The organism is Clostridium sp. YIM B02555 (assembly GCF_022320955.1).
Taxonomy (GTDB): Bacteria; Bacillota; Clostridia; order Clostridiales; family Clostridiaceae; genus Clostridium; species Clostridium saccharoperbutylacetonicum.
Genome location: NZ_JAKJJY010000005.1, coordinates 40,725 through 63,613 on the forward strand (window position 1 = coordinate 40,725; position 22,889 = coordinate 63,613).

The 22,889-nt window shown below is 30.6% G+C and carries 20 protein-coding genes; 3 read left to right on the forward strand and 17 right to left on the reverse strand.

Annotation, left to right across the window (positions count from 1 at the left end):
- Window positions 1–109: 109 nt before the first annotated feature.
- Window positions 110–904, forward strand: a complete 795-nt coding sequence (locus tag L3B98_RS09425; RefSeq protein ID WP_077365317.1) for a DeoR/GlpR family DNA-binding transcription regulator — start codon at window positions 110–112, stop codon at window positions 902–904.
- A gap of 125 nt (window positions 905–1,029) precedes the next feature.
- Here the strand turns inward: L3B98_RS09425 and L3B98_RS09430 are convergent, their stop codons facing one another.
- The 6 genes from L3B98_RS09430 to celB all read right to left on the reverse strand — a co-directional run bounded on the left by L3B98_RS09430 (window position 1,030) and on the right by celB (window position 6,455).
- Window positions 1,030–2,091 (reverse strand): iron-containing alcohol dehydrogenase family protein, encoded by a 1,062-nt coding sequence (locus L3B98_RS09430; protein WP_077365319.1) that lies wholly within the window; start codon window positions 2,089–2,091, stop codon window positions 1,030–1,032.
- Window positions 2,092–2,259: 168 nt separating this feature from the next.
- Window positions 2,260–2,571: a hypothetical protein gene (locus L3B98_RS09435; protein WP_015394420.1), complete on the reverse strand. Its 312-nt coding sequence runs from the start codon at window positions 2,569–2,571 to the stop codon at window positions 2,260–2,262.
- A gap of 201 nt (window positions 2,572–2,772) precedes the next feature.
- Window positions 2,773–3,081 carry a PTS sugar transporter subunit IIB gene (locus L3B98_RS09440; protein ID WP_077365321.1) on the reverse strand — a complete coding sequence of 103 codons (309 nt, stop codon included), beginning with the start codon at window positions 3,079–3,081 and terminating at the stop codon, window positions 2,773–2,775.
- A gap of 60 nt (window positions 3,082–3,141) precedes the next feature.
- A complete protein-coding gene (locus tag L3B98_RS09445; protein WP_077365323.1) occupies window positions 3,142–4,590 on the reverse strand; it encodes a glycoside hydrolase family 1 protein in 1,449 nt (482 codons plus the stop codon).
- 178 nt (window positions 4,591–4,768) lie between these two features.
- Entirely contained in the window at window positions 4,769–5,086 is a 318-nt protein-coding gene (locus L3B98_RS09450) for a PTS lactose/cellobiose transporter subunit IIA (RefSeq protein ID WP_015394423.1), read from the reverse strand.
- Between the two features lie 43 nt (window positions 5,087–5,129).
- Window positions 5,130–6,455: a PTS cellobiose transporter subunit IIC gene (gene celB / locus L3B98_RS09455; protein ID WP_077365325.1), complete on the reverse strand. Its 1,326-nt coding sequence runs from the start codon at window positions 6,453–6,455 to the stop codon at window positions 5,130–5,132.
- Between the two features lie 237 nt (window positions 6,456–6,692).
- On the opposite strand from celB, the gene L3B98_RS09460 reads away from it, so the two are divergent.
- The gene (locus L3B98_RS09460; RefSeq protein WP_015394426.1) at window positions 6,693–7,547 is read left to right on the forward strand and encodes a MurR/RpiR family transcriptional regulator; all 855 of its coding nucleotides are present in this window, start codon (window positions 6,693–6,695) and stop codon (window positions 7,545–7,547) included.
- A gap of 184 nt (window positions 7,548–7,731) precedes the next feature.
- Here L3B98_RS09460 and ilvD read toward each other — a convergent pair whose 3' ends face one another.
- From ilvD to L3B98_RS09510, 10 genes are all read right to left on the reverse strand, one after another.
- The gene (gene ilvD / locus L3B98_RS09465) at window positions 7,732–9,447 is read right to left on the reverse strand and encodes a dihydroxy-acid dehydratase (protein ID WP_015394427.1); all 1,716 of its coding nucleotides are present in this window, start codon (window positions 9,445–9,447) and stop codon (window positions 7,732–7,734) included.
- 213 nt (window positions 9,448–9,660) lie between these two features.
- Window positions 9,661–10,383 carry a FadR/GntR family transcriptional regulator gene (locus tag L3B98_RS09470; RefSeq protein ID WP_077365327.1) on the reverse strand — a complete coding sequence of 241 codons (723 nt, stop codon included), beginning with the start codon at window positions 10,381–10,383 and terminating at the stop codon, window positions 9,661–9,663.
- Between the two features lie 90 nt (window positions 10,384–10,473).
- Window positions 10,474–11,709 (reverse strand): MFS transporter, encoded by a 1,236-nt coding sequence (locus tag L3B98_RS09475; RefSeq protein ID WP_015394429.1) that lies wholly within the window; start codon window positions 11,707–11,709, stop codon window positions 10,474–10,476.
- Window positions 11,710–11,886: 177 nt separating this feature from the next.
- Window positions 11,887–13,287, reverse strand: coding sequence for an amino acid permease (locus L3B98_RS09480; protein ID WP_015394430.1), 1,401 nt, complete (start codon window positions 13,285–13,287; stop codon window positions 11,887–11,889).
- 292 nt (window positions 13,288–13,579) lie between these two features.
- Window positions 13,580–14,485 carry a hypothetical protein gene (locus L3B98_RS09485; protein WP_238916438.1) on the reverse strand — a complete coding sequence of 302 codons (906 nt, stop codon included), beginning with the start codon at window positions 14,483–14,485 and terminating at the stop codon, window positions 13,580–13,582.
- A 120-nt stretch (window positions 14,486–14,605) separates the two neighbouring features.
- Complete coding sequence (locus L3B98_RS09490) at window positions 14,606–16,012, reverse strand: HAMP domain-containing sensor histidine kinase (RefSeq protein ID WP_238916439.1); 1,407 nt, start codon at window positions 16,010–16,012, stop codon at window positions 14,606–14,608.
- Window positions 15,999–16,685, reverse strand: coding sequence for a response regulator transcription factor (locus L3B98_RS09495; protein WP_015394433.1), 687 nt, complete (start codon window positions 16,683–16,685; stop codon window positions 15,999–16,001). The genes L3B98_RS09490 and L3B98_RS09495 overlap by 14 nt, the downstream gene beginning before the upstream one ends.
- Window positions 16,686–16,834: 149 nt before the next feature.
- Window positions 16,835–18,223, reverse strand: a complete 1,389-nt coding sequence (locus L3B98_RS09500) for a L,D-transpeptidase family protein (protein WP_238916440.1) — start codon at window positions 18,221–18,223, stop codon at window positions 16,835–16,837.
- A gap of 117 nt (window positions 18,224–18,340) precedes the next feature.
- The gene (locus L3B98_RS09505) at window positions 18,341–20,053 is read right to left on the reverse strand and encodes an NAD(P)/FAD-dependent oxidoreductase (RefSeq protein ID WP_238916441.1); all 1,713 of its coding nucleotides are present in this window, start codon (window positions 20,051–20,053) and stop codon (window positions 18,341–18,343) included.
- A gap of 99 nt (window positions 20,054–20,152) precedes the next feature.
- Window positions 20,153–20,503 (reverse strand): helix-turn-helix domain-containing protein, encoded by a 351-nt coding sequence (locus L3B98_RS09510; RefSeq protein WP_077365339.1) that lies wholly within the window; start codon window positions 20,501–20,503, stop codon window positions 20,153–20,155.
- 176 nt (window positions 20,504–20,679) lie between these two features.
- Here L3B98_RS09510 and L3B98_RS09515 point away from each other — a divergent pair, with 176 nt between their 5' ends.
- Window positions 20,680–21,075, forward strand: a complete 396-nt coding sequence (locus L3B98_RS09515) for a pyridoxamine 5'-phosphate oxidase family protein (protein WP_238916442.1) — start codon at window positions 20,680–20,682, stop codon at window positions 21,073–21,075.
- 125 nt (window positions 21,076–21,200) lie between these two features.
- On the opposite strand, the gene L3B98_RS09520 is transcribed toward L3B98_RS09515, so the two are convergent.
- A complete protein-coding gene (locus L3B98_RS09520) occupies window positions 21,201–22,889 on the reverse strand; it encodes a [FeFe] hydrogenase, group A (RefSeq protein ID WP_015394438.1) in 1,689 nt (562 codons plus the stop codon).

Consider the following 22,889-nt stretch of genomic DNA (forward strand, 5'->3'; position numbering starts at 1 on the left):
CATTAAGTGGATAGTGTATACGCACTTTACAGGAAGTAAATTATCTATATTTTATTTATTCGATATATTCATAAAACTTATCAATTATATTAAAGGAGGAGCAACTTAAATGAAAAAGACTCAAGGTATCGTATCTAAAAGACGAGCAAGAATTTTAGAATATTTAAATTCAAACGAAACTATTAGCAACAATGAATTAGCCGAAAAGCTAAATATATCTCCTCTAACTTTAAGAAGAGATTTGCAAGCATTAGATGAAGAAGGCTTGGTAGTAAGACATTATGGTGGTGCAAAATTAGCATCTTCAAGTGATAAATATGAAAATCCAAGTTCTAATGAAAATGAAAACAATTCAACATTACTTGATAACAAACATGCTCTAGCAAAATATGCTGCTAGTTTGATAAATGATGGGGACACAATATTTATTAATTCTAGTTCAACTGCACTATTAATATTAGAGTATTTAGGCGATAAACGTGTTTATGTCGTTACAAACAATGGTAAAGCACTACATTCTACTATTGGCCCTAACATAGATCTTGTTTTAACTGGAGGACAGGTTTATGAAAGAAAACAATCACTAATTGGGGAATTTGCAACTTACATTCTTTCAAAAATTACTGCTAACAAATGTTTCTTAGGGGTTAGCGGAATAGATTGTGATTTAGGCATTAGTACATCAGTTCTTCAAGAAACACTTGTTAATCACGAAATGATTAACCGTTGTGGCGGACCAATTTATGTTTTAGCTGATAGCAGCAAAATTGGTAAGCACCATAATTTTTCAAGTGGCGAAATAAACGAAATTTCTCATCTTATTACAGATTCAAATATAAGCGATGAGGATATTGAAAAATTCAAAGAAAAAGGAGTTACTGTAACAAAAGTAACTAATGAATAATTAGTAAATCTAAGCTATTGCAAATAATTAGAAATCAAATATATTCTTCCTACATCACAAGAAAAAATATATTTGATTTCTTAATAAAGGCCTTCAATTCCGCTCATACTAATGCTATTTCATATCTAAATTAATACATGTTTTAATATTTCATCTTCATCTACTATTCTTTTAGCAAGAATTCGATTTTCTTCAACGTGAATATATGTGTATCTGCTTGATTTTATTGAAGGCGCATCATCTATTGCCCTCTTAAAATCTTCCTTTTTCATTTTTAAAGATTTAACATATTCAAAAAAACCTGTTTCCTTTAACACTTTACTTATCCTCTCAAATCTATGATTTTGAACCTTTGCCATAATGTAAGTTGCTATACCAACTTGTATCCCATGAAGCTGCGGTACTTCTACGAACTTATCTAAAGCATGAGAAATTAAATGTTCTGAACCAGAAGCAGGTGAGCTATTTCCTGCTATCTCCATAGAAATTCCATTTAAAGTTAACGAATCCACTAACTCTTTTAAAAACAAATCATCTTTAATAGTCTTAAATTCAGTTCGCACAAAACTATTTACTGCTTTCTTAGAAATCATAGTTGCAAAATCATCAACAATAGCCTTTCCATTCTCCTCTTCAAATTTCCAATCATATAAAGCAGTAATATTTGAAACTAAATCACCAATTCCAGAAAATATAAATTTTTCTGGAGCTCCTTTAATTACATCGATGTCTACAATAATTCCATAAGGTGTTTTAGCTGGAACCGACATACGTCTATCATTTACCAATAACGAAGCTCCTGCACTCGAAAATCCATCATTAGAGGTTGAAGTTGGTATACTAATAAAAGGTAGTTTTTTCAAAAAACTCATATACTTAACCCCATCAATAACTTTTCCTCCACCAACCCCAATCAATGCTTCAACATCATTTGATATTTCAAATGCTTTTGTACTTATTGCCTCGAATTTTATATCTGATATTATTTCCACATTAGAAATTTCTATATCAACCTCTTTTAATGAATCACGTATAGCATCTCCAAACAATTCTTCTATACCTTCCCCAAAATAAATCGACACTTTTTGAAACATTGCTTTTTTAATCAAAGTTCCTACATTATTGATATTTCCTTTTCCAACTTCAAGTATCGAAGGAATTGCTATTCTATGAATTGAAGTTTTCATTTCTCCACCCCTTATTCTAATTTTATTTAATATTAAAGCATACTCAAGAATACAATAAGATAATATATAATTTATTATATATCTTTATCCTAAAGTTTTCTTTCATATGCTTTATTTTAAATCAAAAAATTTATTATTATGTATACCTAAACTTCTTGCTAAGAAAAATTAATTCAAATCATTAACTACCTTATTAATTTTTTCAGCCTTATCTACCGCTTGAGTCCACACTTCCTTTGAAGGAATTATTTTTTCAATTGCTGTGTAACTTTCCTTCACTCCAGGTATATTAACTAAATTTGTACTTTGTAACGACATTAGCACAAAATAGCATACTCCTATTATTGCAACAGTTTTTATAATTCCACTAATAGCCTTTATTACAACATAAACAGCTATAATAGTTACTGCTGCTAAAATTATTGTATTAGTTGTCAAATGAACTGGAGCTTTATCTAACATATTATTTATCGTTTCCATTGTAATCTCTCCTCTTCACGGATACTTTTTTGATAATATTATTTTTTTCGCATCCACCTTATAAATTTGTTGTATTTTATTATAACACATGTTAAGTTTTTTTCCATTTCTTCAGCACAAAAAAATTATATTTACATTAATTAAACCGTGGAAAAATACTTTAACCACGGTTTAAAATAAGATTATTGCATTTATTATTTATTATTTATTATTTATTAGACTCATTGCAAAACTCAAAACTTTTGGACCATTACACATACCATAATCTATAGACGGAATTGCTTCTACAGGAATATTATATTTCTCACCTTTTTTCTTCATTTCAGGAAGCTGAAAACGAATTTGCGGCCCTATTAATACAACATCTGCCTTTGCCATATTTGAATCAGCTGCATCAGTGGATACTGCCCAAATTGTCGCTTCAATTCCTTCTTCTTTCGCTGCTTTCTCCATCTTTGTAACTAATAAACTTGTAGACATTCCTGCCGAACAAACTAATAAAATTTTCATTAAAATCACCTCATAATATTTTTTTATATCTTTCACTTTAATTTTACGCACTAAATATTTTTACTTATAAACTGTTTCTGTATTTTTAGCTTCAAAACATCTATCAGTAGATATCTTTTTAAACCAACGACCTGATTTTTTAATAATTCTATTTCTATTCTCTTCTAAATTAATTTCAATTAGCCCATATCTATTCTTAAATGCATTTTGTGGTGACACATTATCAGTAAATGCCCACAACATATACCCAATACAATTGCATCCTTCTTCAACAGCTTTTAAAAGCCAAACTAAATGATCAGATATAAATTCTATTCTGTAATCATCTTGAATTATACCTTCTTCATTTTTATACTTTGCTTCGCCTTCCACTCCCATTCCATTTTCAGCAATGAACCATTCAATATTTCCATATTCATTTTTAATTCTCATTGCCATATCATACATTATTTTAGGATATATTTCCCAACCTCTATGAGGATTCATTTTTTTACCAGGCAAATCAAACATATCATAATAATATGACGGATGAAATGGCGCCTCTGGATTCCACCCATTTGTCCTAGCTTTTACTCTATGCGGAAAATATAAGTTTAACCCCAATAAATCAACAGTGTTATTTTTAATAACAGCTAATTCTTCATCATTATATTCAAATAAACAATCATGTTTTTTTAGAATTTCAAATAATTCTGCTGGAATTTCTCCTTTTACACTTGGATCAAGATAAAGTCTATTAAAGAAAAGATCATACATTTCAGCTGCTTTCATATCATGAGGCGCTGATGATCTTGCATAAGTCACTTCTGGGTTTAAAATAACACCAATTTTCCCTCCAATATCCTTTCCAATTTCACCTAACTTAAAGGCTTCCACTACTTTTGCTGTTGCAAGAATTTTATTATAATTCCACTGCATCCAAGTTCTTGTATTTTGTTCAAATGGCCATCTAATCGCATCTAAATACACTCTAGTTTGCACCACTATTGGTTCATTAAAAGTGAACCAATACTTAACTTTATGACCAAAAGCTTCAAAAGCTTTCTTAGCATATTCTACAAATAAATTCACTACATGCTTAGAGCCCCATCCCCCATATTCTTCAAATAATACAGCTGGTAATTCATAATGCTCAAGACATATCATTGGTTCAACACCATTTTTAATAACCTCATCTATCATATTGTTATAATATTCAAGTGCTTCTTCGTCAACTTCTGCAGTTTCATAATCTTTTATAAATCTAGACCAATCAATAGAAGTTCTATATTTTTGTAATCCCACTTCACTCATAAGTTTAGCATCTTCTTTATATCTTCTATAAAAATCCGTTGCTAATGTAGGTCCATAACCATTGTGCCAAAGATGTGGTGTAGATTTATACCACAAATCCATATATGAATCTTGACCATCCTTTTTACCTGTCCACCCCTCAGTTTGCCATGCGGATGATGATGCTCCAATGAAAAAATTTTTAGGTAGTTCAATTGTACTTTTTTTCAACTCCATATCCTGCCTCCAAATATACTATGAATTTTAATATTGTTCTAATTTCTTTAGGTTTTGCTTATTTCATTATTAAGTTTTTGATTTAACTAATTTTTATGTTATAATATAATCCGAAAATGTTTATTAATTATTCTTGATCAGATGTGCGAAATATGCCCATTTCACACATCTCATCTTTTTATTTTGAATTTGTCATATCTTTTCTTATTTCTATAATTTCTTCTGCCAATTGTTTTACTGTAATGCCTGTCATCAAGTGGTCTTGAGCATGTATTAATAATAGCGAAATTATTTTTGCGTTTCCATCTGCCTCCATGGTCAATAATTCTGTTTGTACATGATGTGCTTGTTCAAATTCTTTACTTGATTTTTTCAATAACTCTTCTGCTCTTTCAAACTCTTTTTCTTTTGCCGCTCTAATAGCTTCGAAAGCATAACTTCTTCCGTCCCCACTATGCATTATTAAAGAGAATGCTTGTTGTTCTAAATTTTCCATTATATTTTCCTTTCCTTTCTTAGTATTAGATTTCTATATTTATCTAAGATACTTCTATATCTTCTTGTTCTTGCCTTACCATATTATGATCATAAGCTTTTAGGAATGGCCAATAAATAATAGCTGAAACAAGTATATTTATACCTTGAAGAATTATAGCTCTCCAATCGCCGTTTGTAGCTAAAAAGCCTGAGAAAAATGATGGTACAGTCCATGGTACTGCAATTCCTGCTGGATAACTAACTAAACCTGTTGCCATTGCAATATAAGTTATTGAACCTACAGCTAAAGGCGCTAGAATAAATGGAATCATCATTATTGGATTCATAACTATTGGAATACCAAATATTATAGGTTCTGAAATATTAAATATCGCAGGTGCAAGAGCTAATTTACCTATTGATTTTACTTGTCTTGATTTTCCAATCAATATAATACATATAATTAAACCCAATGTTGCTCCGCATCCACCTAAACTGTTAACGAAGTTATCATAAAATTGAAGCGTTACTATATTCGGTAATTGGTGACCTGCTTCTAACGCTGAACGATTTTGGTCCATAGCTGGTAGTAATATTGAATCCATAACTCCGAATACTACACGCGTCCCATGTATTCCAAGTGTCCAAAAGAAACTATAAAGTGATACTGTTGCAAACATTCCACCAAAAGATAATCCAACTAAAGCTAATGGTGCTCCAACGAATTTAGTTATAAAAGCAAACACTGTTTGGTATGATGTACTTTCAAATCCTAAACGTATTAAGAAAAACACTACTAAAATAATAAGACCTGGTGTTATAGCTGTAAAAGATTTTGCTACAGCTGGTGGTACAGATTCTGGCATTTTTACTACCCAATTCTTTTTAACAACAAATATAAATATTTCTGTAGCGATTATTGCTGTAAGAATTGCTACTATTAATCCACCTGCTGATAGATTTGCTGTCGGCAGAACTTTTCCCAAACTCAATTTATCACCATTTTGTAATACTACATCAATAGTTTGTACTGGTGTTAGCATTAAAAATGCTGCAAGTGATAGTGTTCCAGCTGATAGTCCATCAACTTCTCTATCTTTTGCAAGTTGATACGAAATCGAGATAACAGCTAGTATTGCTACAATATCAAATGTAACTCTAATAGGATATAAGAGCTTTGTTGTAAAACCAGCCCCAAAGATACCGTTTACAAAATTTGCATAACCCGGCATTGGGAAGTTAGCTAAAATCATAAATATTGAACCTATTATAATTAATGGCATTGTAATTGCTAACCCATCACGTAAAGCTCTAATATGTCTTTGTGCTGCAATCTTACCTGCAACCGGCATTGCTTTTTCTTCTAGGAAATTTATAAATCCATTCATAATCGTACCTCCAAAATTTTTATTAAATGTTTACAATAATGACATGAATATTTTCGGCCGTAAAATTATTATTCATTATCTTGATTTAAATTATATCATTCATGAATTTTTTTTTCAATACCTGAAAAAAAATTTCATTTTGTTTTTTATAACAAGTATTTTTATGTTATAATGAAATAAATATTTCATTAATTTATTTTAAAGTATATAAGAACTACTTGAATGGAGTTGAATCACTTGGGAAACAGTTGTTTATTAGAAATCACTGATAGATATAATACCTTTAGTTCAAAAGAGCGTACAATTGCCGATTTTATTTTGAAAAATCCAGCAAAAGTTATATATTATACAATTGACGATTTTGCTAGAGAGCTTAGTATTTCAGAAGCTACAGTATTTCGATTTATAAAGAAATTAGGATACGAAGGCTACCAATATTTTAAAGTGTCATTAGCAAGCGAAGTTACAAAAGCATCTGACAATAGCAAAAAAAAGCTCGATGCAGATAATATATCCGATATATATAAATACATTACAGATTTATATTCTCAAAATCTTCATGAAACAGCAGCAATATTAGATACTAATTTATTAGATAATATTGTTACAAAAATCTTGAATTCAAAGAAAATAGCTTTTTTAGGCTTAGGATCATCTGGAGAATTATCAAAAAATTCCTATAATAAATTTATTGATACTGGATTATTTTGTATTTATAATGCTGACTATCATATGCAACTAAAGTTGGCATCTCAATTACATTCTGATGATATAGCTATAGTTTTTTGTAATTCTGGTATGAACAAAGATACCATTACATTAGTTGATACACTAAAAGACAATAGTGTGCCTACAGTAGGTATATCCAGCAATCCAAATTCACCTTTTGCTAAAATGGTTGATGATTTTATATATACTCACCCTATCAATCCTAAAACAGTAATTGAAAAACTTTCGTCTTATATTTCTCAAATTACTGTAATTGATTATTTGTATCTTAAAGCACTTTCAAACGGTAAAAATATAGATATAAGCCTTAAGCACCAAAACAAAATTATACAAAGTAGAAAATATACAAATGAAAAATCCTAGTAAATTTAGTATTTCTTTTTATTCATTAATAATACTTAAATAAGTATCTCGTAATAATTCTGCAATTATTATGAGATACTTTTTTAATGTAACTCATTTTTGAATAATTAGTGTATATTAACTCGACACATCAATTAACAAAACTCTTACTGATCTGTTAATTGAAATCTCCAATTTCTTTTGTTTACTTCATATACCCACCTTTCATCGGAGATACTGCATGTTCTGAGAATATCTTCAAAATACCAGATTCATATTTCTGCTTCCTAGGCTTCCAATTCTTCTTACGTTGTTCAAAAATTTTATCTATTTCTTCTTTACTACACTCTTTTCCATCAACTCCAATAACCTGCAAAACTCTATTAGGAATATTGATTTCAATCAAATCATCTTCTTCTATCAATGCAATCGGTCCGCCTACAGCAGCTTCCGGTGAGACATGTCCAATTGCTGGTCCTTTAGAAGCTCCAGAAAATCTTCCATCTGTTATGAGTGCAATGCTTGCCCCTAATTCTTCATCGGAGGAAATAGCCTCTGTTGTATAAAACATTTCAGGCATTCCACTTCCTTTTGGACCTTCGTATCTAATTATAACTGCATCCCCTGGGCGAATGACTTTCTTTAATACAGCTTCGATTGCTTCTTCTTCACTGTCAAAAGGCTTTGCCTTTAATATTGCTGTATGCATTTCTTTTGGAACTGCAGTATGTTTTACCACTGCACCTTCAGGTGCAATATTTCCCTTTAATATAGAAATTGATCCATTTGTACCAATAGGATTATCAAATGGACGTATAACATCTTCTTTCTTTAAACCTACTTTTTCTAAATAAGAGTTACACTTTTCATAAAATCCATTAGTTTTTAATTCCTCTAAATTTTCACCTAAAGTCTTACCTGTTACAGTCATAACATCTAAATGAAGTAAAGGTTTTAACTCTTCCATTATTGCAGGCACTCCACCAGCATAATAGAAATATTGTGCTGGCCATTTTCCAGCTGGACGTATATCTAGCAAGTAATGAGCATTTTTGTGTATTGAATCAAAAGTTTTCTCATCAATATATAATCCAAATTCATGAGCTATAGCTGGTAAATGTAATAGTGAATTGCTAGATCCCGATATAGCAGCATGAACTAATATTGCATTTTCAAAAGACTTAATTGTTACGATATCCTTTGGATAAAGATTCATTTTTGCTAGTTTTACAGCTTGTATTCCAGCTTTCAACGCAACCTCTTCTAAATCTTCACAAGTTGCTGGCATTAAAGCACTTCCTGGAAGCATCAATCCAAGCGCCTCTGCCATAACTTGCATTGTAGCTGCGGTTCCCATGAATGAGCATGCACCACAAGAAGGACATGCATTTTCCTTATAATATGTTAATTTTTCTTCTGTTATTTCCCCTCGCTGACACATAGCACTATAAGCACCTATTTGTTCTAAAGTTAGTAAGTCAGGTCCTGCTTCCATAACACCGCCTGTAACTATTATAGCTGGGATATTCAACCTCCCAATTGACATAAGGTGTGATGGAACAGCCTTATCACAACTTGAAATAAATACTCCTGCATCAAATGGTGTTGCATTTGCATGAATTTCTATTAAAGAAGCAATTGTATCTCTCGATGCTAAAGAATAATTTATCCCATCATGGCCTTGTGCCATACCATCACAAATATCTGTTGCAAAATATCTCGCTGCTTTTCCTCCTGATTGGTTAACTCCATCTGCTGCCTTGTCAACAAATTTTAAAAGATGTGCACTTCCCGGATGACTATCCCCAAATGTACTTTCTATAATAATTTGTGGTTTTGCTAAATCTTCAGTTGTCCATCCCATTCCTCTGCGAAGGGGGTCCATTTCTGGAGCAATTTTTCTTATTTCCTGACTAATCATAACATGTCTCTCCTTTTTACTTTTATATCATTAAAATACATCCGATGTATCCATCATAACACATCAGATGTATTTTACAATATATTCTCTAAAATCTTTTTATTTTTATATTTTTCATCTTTTTTTCTTAATATTCATCTGATGTATTTGCAAGTTCGAAAAAAAATATATCCGCTTACTTTATGAAGCAGATATATCTCGCTCTTTACATAATTAATCATTCATTCTCTTCTTTATAACACCTTTTATATTCCTACGATTATATACTAAATGTAAAAACATTGCATCACGAGCCCCATTAGAATCATGTTCTGTAATTGCATTTAAGACTTCTCTATGTGTTTCTATTGTCTCTTTACGCAATTCTTGGCTTGTAATATCAATAAATATTGCAATAGAACTATTTATAATCGGAATCAAATTCTCCATAACTAAATTTTTGCTACTTTTAGCTATAGCTGTATGAAATTCTATATCCTTTTCAGTATATGGCTCTCCCTTTAAAATTAAAGCCTCTATTTCATTACATAAAATAGTCATTTGCTGAATTTCTTCCTCTGTTGCTTCCACTGCTGCTATTGCTGCTATTCCTGGTTCAATCATAAATCTAACTTCTAACAAGTCAAGAGCTAACTTGAATTTATCTTTTACAAACGTCAATCCTAATGGATCATCTACAATTCCGCATTTTTGAGATACAAAAGTTCCAGCACCTCTTCTAATCTCCAATATGTTTCTTGAAACTAACGCTTTTATTGCTTCTCTGACTGTACTTCTTCCTACCTTAAGCATATCAGCTAGTTCATATTCGTTAGGTAATTTATCACCAATACTCCAATTATTCTCTATAATTAACTGAATAATCCTATCTGACATCTGTTCACCCAAAGATTTTGAAGAATTATTTATATTATTAAACTTATTAGTCGCCGACATATTTCCTCCTAAAAAATTATCTCATTTTTCTAAAATCACTTAATTTTATTATACTACTACATCAACTATATATTTTACACTAACCTGTGATTATAACCCTCTTATTTTTTTCACAAAAAGCAAAGGAATCATTAGAAGAATTATAATCCCACCACAAGCTGCAAACCCTACTCTTGCATTAAAATGTTCAGCAAACAACCCAGCATAAAGATTACCAAAAGGTGTTGATCCTGCAAATACTAAAGTATATACACTCATTACTCTGCCTCGATATTCATTTTTCGAGTTAAGCTGCAGAGTTGAATTAGCACTAGAAGTGAAACATATAAAAAAGAAACCTGTTAAAGCTAAAAAAATTCCTGTTAATAAATATATATTAGTATAACCAGTAGCAATTAATAGCATAGCTACTATTAATGGTACAAAATAAATTATAAACTTTTTAGGACCCGACTTACTTAGAGCAGCTACACACATAGCGCCCAAAAATGACCCAAATCCCATAAAGGACATTAATAGACCAAAACCAGCTTCTCCTTGATTTAAAATCTCCTTTGCAAAAACAGGAACAAGTACATTAAAATTTGGTACAAAGGTACCTACTATGGCTAAAATTAATATTGTATGTAACAAAACCTTTTTTCTATAAATATATTTTAATCCATCTTTAATTTCCGCTAAAATTCTAGTTTCCTTATTCTCTCCTCTTTTTACTACATTTATTTTTATAAAAAACAAACCAACTACAACTGCTGCAAAGCTAATTGAATTTGCAAAAAAGCAAACTGCTATTCCAGCATATCCCATTACTATTCCAGCAATAGCTGGTCCTACAATTCTTGCTAGATTAAATACCATTGAATTTAAAGCAATAGCATTCATTAAATCTTCTTTACCTACAAGTTCTATAATTATAGATTGACGCGAAGGCATATCAATTGTATTAACTATTCCAAGCATTGTAGCCATAATCAAAATATGCCAATATTGAATTTTCCCTGTCCATACCAAAATTGCTAGTACTAATGTAATAACAAGAGATGCAGTTTGAGTAAACAACAAAATTTTCTTTTTTGAAAATTTATCAATTATAACTCCTGCAAATAGTGAAAAAATTAGCATTGGCGTAAATTGTACTATTCCAATTAAACTTAGTAAAAAAGGTGAATTAGTTAAGGTATATGCCAACCATGGCTGGGCTATATTTTGCATCCAAGTACCTATTAATGACACACACATACCTATCCAATAATATCTAAAATTCTTATGTTTCAATGCTGTAAATGGATTATTAAATCTATTTTTAAAATCATTAGTTATATTCATCTATATTCTCTCTTTCTTCTGGATATAAATACATAAATTAAAACATTAGCAATCAAATTTTACTTTTATGCCTAATTTCTACATATATAGATTATACACTATTTTTAATAATAAATAAAAATGAGATGCCTAAGAATTTTTTATCATTCTAAGGCATCTCATCATAACTCAACTATTTTAACTATTTTTTTTAGCAAGATAAGGCATAATTAAGCCTAAACCAAGCAATACAAATGGTGTTATTATATTTAGTGATAATTGGAATGTATCAGTTGAATACATTCCGCCAAGACATGCAAAAGCAGTGAAAGCAAAACACCATGCTCCAAATATCATTCCTATTGTTCTATTTTTAATAAAATGATATTCTGATTTAAATTTGTCTCCTGCCTTTTTAAGTGCAACATATGCAATAAATACCCATAAATAACGAAGAGGCATACATACTGCATTTAACTTAACTAACCATTTAACTAGTGCGTCAACATCTTTAATACCAATAGCTGGTACAATTATTAATATTGAAACTATAACTAAAATAAGTTTATGACCATTAATATATGCTCCATACTTATTCTTCTTAAACATCTTTTCTGGAATGAAATTTCTATCACCACTATCAAGTAACATACGTAAAGGCGCATCTACTGATATAATTAATACAGCAAATTGTCCAATCATATTTGTAACAGCATAAATAACTACAAATAAATTTCCAAGATGATAATATTCTCCCAGCTTTTGGAATGCATAATATGCTCCATTTGTCATTAAGTCCTTAGGAACATTGTTTGAATCAAACATCATACCTAGTGAAATAGTACCTAAAATAGCACATACAGCAACCATAATTGCAAGTGCAATCATCCCTTTTGAAAACCCTTTTTCAGGATCTTCCATTTGGTTAACATAAGGTGATATCTTTTCACAACCACCAACTGCAAAAACTAAAATAGATAAGCTTGTAAAAAACTTCAAATCAAATGTTGGCATAAAAGTATTTATTGACCAATCAATAGAATTTAAATGTGCATCTGTAATTGCAGGTGCCGCTATCATTAAAACAATAAATAAAATTGACATTACAAACATAGATGTTCCTGCAAGTGCAGCCAATTTTTTTAATGGATTTAATCCCTTTGATGCAATATATAGACCAATTATAAATATTACTAAACATGCTAGTTGCATTAATTTAGGGTCCATACTACTAATTCTCTTATCTTGGAATATAGCCCAGCTTGTTGCAATCATAAAACCTGATGGTTTTTGTGAAATATAAGGCATATGTACTACCCAGTATGTCCATCCTGCGTAATAAGCAATTTTAGGCCCTATTGTTTCATTAATCCACGAACTAACTCCGCCTCCATATTCTTTAAATGCAGATCCTAATTCTCCTACCATCAAAGCATATGGTACAAAATAAATAACAAAAATTAAAATCCAAGAAACTATCGATTTAAGACCATTATACTCTGAAAATCCATTGATAACGTTTCCAAATCCCCACACTGTTGAAAACGCCATAAACGCTAAGGTATACCATAGAATCTTTTTATCATTTCTTTCTGACATTTTTTCTTTTCTCCCATCTTTAAATATTTAATATTTATATTAAAATAATATAATATATAATTGTATTTGTATACATGTTCGACAAAACTAGACTTCAATTTGTTATTAATATAACAATTCAGAACTCCTACCATTTATTATTTGAATTTTATTCAGATTAAAATGAAAATAATAGTATCATACTGTAAAATATCAATAAAACATTTTCATTTTCGCTATTTGTAACTATAAAAATAAAAACATAGGTCACGCAGAAAATCCATCCACATGACCTATGTTTTATTTATGATTTTTATACTGTTCCATTTGTTGATTTTACTCTTTTATTAGCTTTAGCTGCTTCCCTAGCTTCTTTTAGCTTTGCTCTTGCATCTTTGTTATTAAGCCCTGTAACATCAACTCCAAGCTTTGCTGCTCTTGCTTCTATTATTTTAGTAGCTAATTGTTCATTTGTAAGTCCAGTAGTGTCAATTCCTAATTTTGTTGCTTCTGCAGTAAGCTTTTGAGTGTTTTCTTCTTTTTTTGTACCACGAACTTCTTTTATTTTTGCTTTTATTTGATCACTTGTTAATCCTGTAGTATCTATTCCCAACTTTGTTGCTTCTGCTTGTCTTATTTTATCTCTTGCTTGATCATTTGTTAGACCTGTTATGTCTACTCCCAATTTTGTTGCTTCTTGAGCAAGTCTTTCAGCAGCTTTAGCTTCACGCGCCTGCTTCATTTTAGCTAATGCATCTTCCTTAGATAAACCAGTTATATCAACTCCTAATTTAGCTGCCTCCGCTTGCATTACTTTATCTCTTGCTTGTTCATTAGTTAAACCTGTTATATCCACGCCTAACTTTGCCGCTATTTTAGAAAGTCGCGCTGCTGCATTAGCTTCACGTACTTCCTTAATTTTTGCATTTATTTGATCCTTTGTTAGGCCGGTAATATCTATGCCTAATTTAGCAGCTTCTGCTTGTCTTATTTTATCTCTTGCTTGTTCATTAGTTAAACCTGTTATATCCACGCCTAACTTTTCTGCCCTTTGTGTAAGCCTTTGAAGAATTTCCTCTTGTGTTAATTGTTTTGTTTGTGTTTGCACTGTAGTAGTTGTTTGAGTTGCTGCAACAGAATCATCTGCAAATGCAGGCACCATACTTGTCATCCCAATTATAGCTGCAATTGCAATTCCTAAAATTTTATTCTTTTTCATATTAATCCTCTCCTTAACCTACTTATTTTCCAATAAAAAAATGTATTTGTAATTCAGTAATAACTGTTTACAAATACATAATAAAATCCTTTTGTGAAATTTATGTGAAATATAATTGTATTAACTTGGTATTTCTATAGAAAATTTTACACCACCATCAATATTTTCTACGCTAGCTGCACCCTCATGAAGTTCAGCTATTAATTTAACTATAGATAATCCAATCCCATGCCCCCCATATTTTCTTGACCTTGCTTTATCTATTCTATAACAAACATCCCATATCTTATTTATTTCTTCTAAAGGTATATACTCACCAGTGTTAGCAACACTAATCGCAACCCCTTCTTTGCCATTTTCCACATTGATATCAATCACTTTTTTATCACTTACATGATCAATAGCATTTGTTATATAATTATTTAAAGCTTTTTCAAGCATATCCATATCCGCAGATATAATAAAATCATCTATACATTCCAAATTTAAACTAATATTTTTTTCCGCAAATACAGGTGTAAATCTCTCAATTATTCTTGATAACAACGCTTTAATATTAAAGGCTGTAATATTTAATTTAATCATACCACCTTCCATCATAGAATAATTCAGAAGTTCCTTTACTAATTTATCCATCCTATCGCATTCTTCAACTAGAATTGTGCAATATTTAGCCATCTTTTCTTTATCTTCAACCACTCCATATTTTAATCCTTCTGCATATCCTTTAATTATTCCTATTGGAGTTTTAAGTTCATGGGACATATTTCTAATAAGTTCTTGTTTGCTATTTATATCCCGTTTTAACTCGTTAATGCTACAATTTAATTTATCAGAAATTTTGTTTATGCTATTCCCTAATCTACCAATCTCATCTTCCGAATTAGTTTTTATCACTTTATCGAATTGAAGATTTGAAATACTTTCCGCTACATTACTCATTTCTATAATTGGCTTTGTTATCTTATTAGAAAAAATAAGTACGATTACAGCTCCAATGAAAATAATTATTATTCCTGCAATAATAAAAAACTCATTTGCAATTACTACACTTTGGTGGATACTTCGAACAGACTTTGTTAAAATAATAAACTCATCATCATTTATTCTTGAAAAAAACACCAATCGAGTATTTTGAGCATTCTCTTTTTCAGCTATATAATATACATACTTCTTTGCATTTTTTTTATCATTAGCTAAAATCTCTTTTTGTACTTGCTTTGATAATCTTTTTTCTTCTTCCGAAGTTTTTTTCCTAACTGAATTGTATTTTATATTAAAGTTCTTATCAGTGATTATCGTATTTATATTTTCTATATTTTGTACCATATCAGCATATTCAAATTCACTACCAGCACTACTGATATATTCATCCTTTATTTTTTCGCTTACCGACACTAATATTCCTTTATTTTTATAAACATAATATGACTCTAAAAATAAAGAATTTAATATTATTCCACCTGCAATCAGAGAAATCATTAACCCTAAGAATATGCAAAAAAGTTTTGTTTTAATAGTCTTCATTCTCTTCCACCTCAAACATATAACCACTGCCTCTTACTGTTTTTATGTAATTTCCTTGGAGCAATAACTTAGCTCTTAAAGTTTTGATATGAGTATCTATAGTTCTGACATCTCCCTCAAAATCATATCCCCATATTTTATCTAATATTTGATCTCTTGATAATACAGTGTTCATATTCTTAATAAAATAAATAAGAAGATTGTATTCTTTTGGATTTAATTTAATATCTACATCATCTATTACAACTTTATGAGTTCCTTGATTTATTTTTATTTTGCCAACATTTAATTCATTTGAAACTTCCCTCTTTATTTTTTTAGCTTGATTATTTAGACGAGCAACAAATACCTCATAGCCAAAAGGCTTTCCAATATATTCATCTGCTCCATTTTTAAGTCCTAAAACTTCATGTTTTTCATCTCCTAAAGCTGTAAGCATAAGTACTGGTGCATCTGAATGTTCTCTTATTTCTTTAAGCACTTCCCATCCATCATAAACAGGCATCATTACATCTAGAATAACTAAATCAATATCATTTCTACTGAAAAAAATATCAATTGCTTCTTGACCATCACACGCTTCCACTGGTGTATATCCTTCTTTTTTTACTATATCACAAACAAGATCTCTAAAAACATTATCATCTTCTGCTATTAGAACTTTAATCCCCATATCTTCACCCTCCAAAAATTCCATTTTAAACAAAAATAAAAGCAAGTTTATGAATTTTCTAAACCTGCTTTTATTTTAACACATCTATTTTTACATCTACTATTAAATTGTCTTATAAATCCATAAATAAATATAAATTAAATAATACCTTATTCATTATATACTACAATTGGAGTCCCAGCCTCTATATTTGCAAATATTGTTTGAGCTAAATTATAAGGACAATTTACACATCCATGGGAACCACTTGCTAAGTATATCTGTTTACCGAATTCTGATCTCCAACTTGCATCGTGAAGTCCAACATTTCCATTAAAAGGCATCCAATAATCCACTGGTGATGAATAATCCTCTCCTTTTAATGTTGCATTTTTTTCTTTATAATTTAAAACATAAGTTCCAACTGGTGTTCCTGTATTATTGCTTACATTTCCTGTAACAACATCTCCGTCTACTACAAGGGAACCATTCTTATAAAACCATACATGTTGTTTAGTTAAATTAACTTCAACATATGTATTTCCAACATCATTACTACCTGTTACTGCTGCTTTTTGAGCATATGCAGGTTCCTTTGTCACATCTTGTCCACCTTTAATTGCTTCAATCAAATCTTTAGTTTCCTGAGATTTATTAACAATCCATCCATAATTACCACCACTAACTTGAACTGTTTTATTTGAAGCTGTCACAAAATCTCTAGTATTACCAAAAGTATTAAAGATACTAGCTATTTTATTTACATATCTCTTTACTTTATCCTCGTTAAATGTAACCTCCATATTTTCATTCACGCTAAGCCAATCATGTATTGTTGAACCATCTAATATCTCAGTTTTTCCATTAGACTTGTATGTAATTTTTAAATTTACATACTTATCCATTATACTTTTAGCATCAGCTACTTCCTGTGACTTTGCGTTATATTTAGGATTTTCATAGGAATTACTTGAAGATAAATCTAAAGATGCTTTTCCATTAACTATTGCATCTGCAACACTATCATGCAATGCTTCTTTATTTATTTTATTTCCAGCAACTTCTTCTACTATTTCATAACTTCCGTTGTTATATTTTAAACCAGCATTTTGAGGATTAGTTGTTTTTTTATTAGTAACACATTTAAGATTATCAATAGCTTTATTAAGCAAATTTTCATCATAAGTTATTACTTTATCAGCTTCTGCATTATCTTTTTTAAATAATGTAGAAGGCCACGCAAAAGAATTCTGTTTATCTTTTAACTCCTTAATCTTCTCATTATCATATTTCAAGCCAATATCAGTACCTTTGATTTGTTCTTTTTCATCTCCTTTCTCTTGTAATTCTAATGTGTATTTTTGCATTTGTGATGATAATTCACCTTCAGCATCTTCAACAGTTTTACCCCCAACATTAACGCCGTTAATTTTAGTTCCAAAATGAAAATGATTCGCGGAATATAAGGACATACCTAAATACGCAGCAGCTAATGTACTTACAGCTATTACAACACTTGGTAGAACTCTGCTACGACTACTATTTCTTTTTCTTCTCATGATGCTTACTCCCTTCCTCTGATATTATACTAAAAAATTCAATTTAATAATATATGTTTTTTCTCCAAAAAAAGCCCGCCTAAAATAAAAATCCCCCTTCAAATTTCTTCTTTCTTCTCATATCATACTTTTACAATATTCTGCTATAGAGTTTGCAGCATTCATAGCAGATAATATAGATCCTTGTATCCATCCATGTGTCAAAGAAACGTGTTCTCCAGCGAAATAAACTCTATTCTCATATTCTGGTTTTTCCATTGCGTAAGAAAAAAGTTGCTGTTGCTCAGGATAAAAGTAACAAAATGCTCCATAAAAACCTTTTTCTTTATTCCAATCAACAGTTTTATAATCAATCACTATGGGATCAAGATATCCTTTTTTGAGCCCATGAACTTTTTCAACTTGCCGCTTTATTTCATAAATTCTATCATTATCATCTAAATTACCTAAGCGTATTGCATCTAAATTAATATTATATGATGCCAATAATACTCCTGCAGATCTATTTAAATTGCTTTTTCTATTTTCTAAAGCACGTTTTTGATTTATATTTCCGGAATGATTTGGATACCATATTGTTTGAATTGGCAAATCCGTACTTGATCCTCCTCCGATTATTCTTTCATTTGCTGAACCTTCTTCCCAAAAGCGCTTCCTACATAGAAATACAGTCTTTTGAGATGATGTATAAAAAACTTCCTTTATTGACTGCATCTTTTCTGTACTAAACATAGGATCAATGTTTACATTCCTAAGACTAGAGAAAGGAATCGAACAAATTACAAAATCAAAATTTTCTTTAAATATTTCTAAGTTTTTTTCATCCCTGTATTCAAGGCATACTTTATTCAATCCCTCAAATTTATGTATACCTATTATCGTTTTTCCTCTCTTAAAAGTGACTTTTCCTAAACTATTTTCATCAATATTAACATATTCCTTTGGCTCAGTAGATAATAAGGATTTATACGAAGCTAAAGGTAATTTAATGAAGCCACCTTCAATTTCATATCTATAGGCATAATCTAGTGTATACTCTTCAATTAAATTTTCAGAATAACTATTATAATAAAAACAGCCAAGAAATGGTGCTATTCCCGAAATCAATTCTATTGCACCTTCACTTAACCCCATTTTTTCCATTACTCTCCTTATACCATATCTACCAACATATTTGATTGTCATAGAATATTCTTTTTTTATTTCTAATAACTCTTTTCTTATATTTGGACTAATTTTATATAAATTACTAGTTAAAGCATATTCAATCAATTTTTGCCATGGAGTATTTCTTTCTTTAGGAGTCAACTTAAATTCAGGATAAATATTTTCCATAACACTTTTACCTTGAGCATCATTCCTAGCTCTCTTATTTCGTATATAAATAAATGCATTTTCGTTATTTTGAATAAAAGGTCTTGTTTTTAATTTAAAAAGATTTATATAATGCCACACAGATTCATGAGATATTGGCAACCGCATTGCACCAAGTTCTCCATAATACCTTTTATCTTTATCAAAATAATGAGTATAAATTCTTCCTCCTATACGATTTTTTTCTGTTTCAAAGATAGTAATATTAAAGCCTAGTTTTCTAAGTTCAAATGCTGACGTAAGTCCTGCAATACCTGCACCTATTATTGCAACTTTAATATCTTTACAACTACCTGGATTTAAAATTGATGTAATTTCTTTAGGTGGACCAAGTAATTTAATTATATTATCGAAATCCTCAAGTCTATTTACTTTCTCTAAGGTCATTCTTAACATTTTATGTCTCTCTTCATTTGTTGGATTATCTGGCTGTATAAAATTCATATCTTTAGCCAAATAATTTCAACTCCTTACAACATCATTTCTAGTATAAATATATTATTAAAATGTAAGGAAAATACTATTCTTTTATTATTACCTAATCATTAATCATATTTATTCCGAAATCTTATCCATTGTTTTCATATGCTCTATATACTTTTCTCCCCACACTGAGATGCTATCTAATACTGATTTAAAATCCTCACCTATATCGGTCAAAGAATATTCTACTTTAGGAGGTACTTGCGGATATACATGACGCCTTACCATCCCATTATCTTCTAAACTGCGAAGCTGTTTTGTCAAGGTTGCTTGGGTTAAATCTGGTAGTAGTTTTTGAAGTTCCCCAAATCGAAGAGTCCCATTGCTTAAATTATGTAAAATTACTACTGCCCATTTACCAGCTATTATTTTTTGAGCTGTTACAAACGGACATTTACCAAACAAATCATATTTTTCTTCCATTAAACTTCTCCTTTATCAATTGCTAATTATGATGATAACATAATCTAATATCAAATCATTAGTATCTTTTGTGATACTATGTATCACAAATAATCGTACTTGAAATATTTTTTGTACAAATATATTATCAAAGTACATAATAATTTTATCATATTAAAATAAAAGGAGCAATTCAAATGAATGAAGTATTAGAATTTTTAACTACAAATCCAACTTTTTATATTGCAACAATTGAAGAGGACCAAGCAAGAGTACGTCCTTTCGGTGCAGTAAACGAATTCGAAGGTAAATTATATTTCGGCACAAATAACACAAAACCTGTTTTTAAGCAATTAGTTGCAAATCCTAAAGTTGAAATATCTACTGTATCACCAAAAGGCGAATGGATTCGTTTAAGCGGAACTGCTGTTGTTGATTCTAGACGTGAAGCTAAAGCTTCTATGTTAGAAGCTTTACCATCATTAAAAAAGATGTACAATCTTGATGATGGAATTTTTGAAGTATTCTATCTTACTGATGCTGTTGCTGTAATTAATTCTTTCACTAATGGTTCAAAAACAATCAACCTATAATTAAGTTTTTTACAAATACTTAAAAGAGCGTAATATCATAAAAATATGATACTACGCCCACCTATAAACATTTTTATTTTCAAAGAGTGGCACTACTACACAAAGCGTCAAACTTATTCAAACTACTACTCTTTTCCTTTATAGTGAACATGTAGTAATTCATGAGTCTTATCTTTTAATATTCCTGAATACAAGGAATCCATTAATGGATTATCATCTGAACGGCTTATGCTTTTCATTTTATCTACCTTATAAAGTTGAGCTCCACGTTTTACCTTTTCTTCAGCCTTTGCAAAAGGTTGACCCGCACCATTTATACATCCACCTGGACATGCCATAACTTCTACAAAATCATAATGTGCTTCTCCAGCTCTTACCTTCTTTATAATATTATCAGCATTCTTTAATCCACTTACTATTGCAATCTTTATTTCTCTATCTAATGCATTAATAGTAGTTTCCTTAACACCTTCCATGCCTCTAACACCTTCAAATGCAAAAGAACGTAATGCTGGTACTGGTTGCTCACTTAAAACTTTACGAATTACAGCTTCAGTAACACCTCCAGTTACACCAAATATAACTCCAGCTCCACTACAGCTTTGGAATGGTCTATCTAATGCTTCTGGCTCTAATTCTGAGAATGCAATTCCTGATTCATTTACCATATTAACGAATTCTTGCGTTGTAACTACATAATCCACATCAGGTACACCATCATTTTTAAATTCTTCTCTTGCTGCTTCGAATTTTTTAGCCGAACAAGGCATAATTGCTACACTTACAAGTTCCCTATCATCTTCTCTATAATGTTCCTTTAATACAGCTGCAAACATCCCCATAGGTGATTTGCAAGATGATACATTTTTCATTAACTCTGGATAAGTCTTTTCTGCATAATTCACCCATGCTGGACAACAAGATGTAAATAATGGCAATGCCTCGTTATTTTGGAGTTTTGATACAAATTCATTTGTTTCTTCAATAACTGTAAGATCAGCTCCTACTGAAGTATCGAAAATCTTATCAAATCCCATTCTTCTAAGAGCAGCTGCCATTTTGCCCATTGCATTTCTGCCATCTTCTTCTCCTAATTGCGTACCCAAACCTACTCTTACAGCTGGAGCTATTTGAACAACTACTCGTTTCTTAGGATTATTTAAATCCTGCCAAAGCTTTTCTGTATTACTTCTTACAACAATTGCTCCAGTAGGACATACTGCTGCACACTGGCCACAAGAAACACAATTTGAATGTCCTATAGGTTCATCAAAAGCTGTAGTTACAGTCATTTTAGAACCTCTTCCTACAAAATCAATTGCTCCAACATTTTGTACTTCTTCACATACTCTTACGCAATCACCACATAAGATACATTTGCTTTTATTTCTAACTATAGCAACTGAAGATTCATCTAATTCAACATCTGGTGCTGTATTAGGAAATCTCACATCATTAATTCCAAATCTTTTTGCTAACTCTTGAAGTTTACATGCTCCGCTTTGCTGACATGTTGTACAATCTCTACAATGATTTGCAAGCAATAATTCAAGAATGTTCTTTCTATATTTTCTAAGTCTTGGTGTGTTAGTGAATATTTCCATACCAGCTCTTGGAGGTGTAGAACATGCTGATTCAATATCTCCACGTTTAGTCTCTACCATACACATACGGCAAGCACCATAAACTGAAAGTTCTGAATAGAAACAAAAGGTTGGTAATTCAATACCTGCTTTTCTAACTAACTCCAAAATGTTTTTCTCATCTTGTATTTCTACAGGTATATTATCAATAGTCATAAACTGTCCGATCAT

Bases quoted from the DNA above. Each gene is read 5' to 3' on its own strand.
- L3B98_RS09425 (WP_077365317.1), top strand. From the start codon at position 110: ATGAAAAAGACTCAAGGTATCGTATCTAAAAGACGAGCAAGAATTTTA.
- L3B98_RS09430 (WP_077365319.1), bottom strand. From the start codon at position 2,091: ATGAAAACTTCAATTCATAGAATAGCAATTCCTTCGATACTTGAAGTT.
- L3B98_RS09435 (WP_015394420.1), bottom strand. From the start codon at position 2,571: ATGGAAACGATAAATAATATGTTAGATAAAGCTCCAGTTCATTTGACA.
- L3B98_RS09440 (WP_077365321.1), bottom strand. From the start codon at position 3,081: ATGAAAATTTTATTAGTTTGTTCGGCAGGAATGTCTACAAGTTTATTA.
- L3B98_RS09445 (WP_077365323.1), bottom strand. From the start codon at position 4,590: ATGGAGTTGAAAAAAAGTACAATTGAACTACCTAAAAATTTTTTCATT.
- L3B98_RS09450 (WP_015394423.1), bottom strand. From the start codon at position 5,086: ATGGAAAATTTAGAACAACAAGCATTCTCTTTAATAATGCATAGTGGG.
- celB (WP_077365325.1), bottom strand. From the start codon at position 6,455: ATGAATGGATTTATAAATTTCCTAGAAGAAAAAGCAATGCCGGTTGCA.
- ilvD (WP_015394427.1), bottom strand. From the start codon at position 9,447: ATGATTAGTCAGGAAATAAGAAAAATTGCTCCAGAAATGGACCCCCTT.
- L3B98_RS09470 (WP_077365327.1), bottom strand. From the start codon at position 10,383: ATGTCGGCGACTAATAAGTTTAATAATATAAATAATTCTTCAAAATCT.
- L3B98_RS09475 (WP_015394429.1), bottom strand. From the start codon at position 11,709: ATGAATATAACTAATGATTTTAAAAATAGATTTAATAATCCATTTACA.
- L3B98_RS09480 (WP_015394430.1), bottom strand. From the start codon at position 13,287: ATGTCAGAAAGAAATGATAAAAAGATTCTATGGTATACCTTAGCGTTT.
- L3B98_RS09485 (WP_238916438.1), bottom strand. From the start codon at position 14,485: ATGAAAAAGAATAAAATTTTAGGAATTGCAATTGCAGCTATAATTGGG.
- L3B98_RS09490 (WP_238916439.1), bottom strand. From the start codon at position 16,012: ATGAAGACTATTAAAACAAAACTTTTTTGCATATTCTTAGGGTTAATG.
- L3B98_RS09495 (WP_015394433.1), bottom strand. From the start codon at position 16,685: ATGGGGATTAAAGTTCTAATAGCAGAAGATGATAATGTTTTTAGAGAT.
- L3B98_RS09500 (WP_238916440.1), bottom strand. From the start codon at position 18,223: ATGAGAAGAAAAAGAAATAGTAGTCGTAGCAGAGTTCTACCAAGTGTT.
- L3B98_RS09510 (WP_077365339.1), bottom strand. From the start codon at position 20,503: ATGGAAGAAAAATATGATTTGTTTGGTAAATGTCCGTTTGTAACAGCT.
- L3B98_RS09515 (WP_238916442.1), top strand. From the start codon at position 20,680: ATGAATGAAGTATTAGAATTTTTAACTACAAATCCAACTTTTTATATT.
- L3B98_RS09520 (WP_015394438.1), bottom strand. From the start codon at position 22,889: ATGATCGGACAGTTTATGACTATTGATAATATACCTGTAGAAATACAA.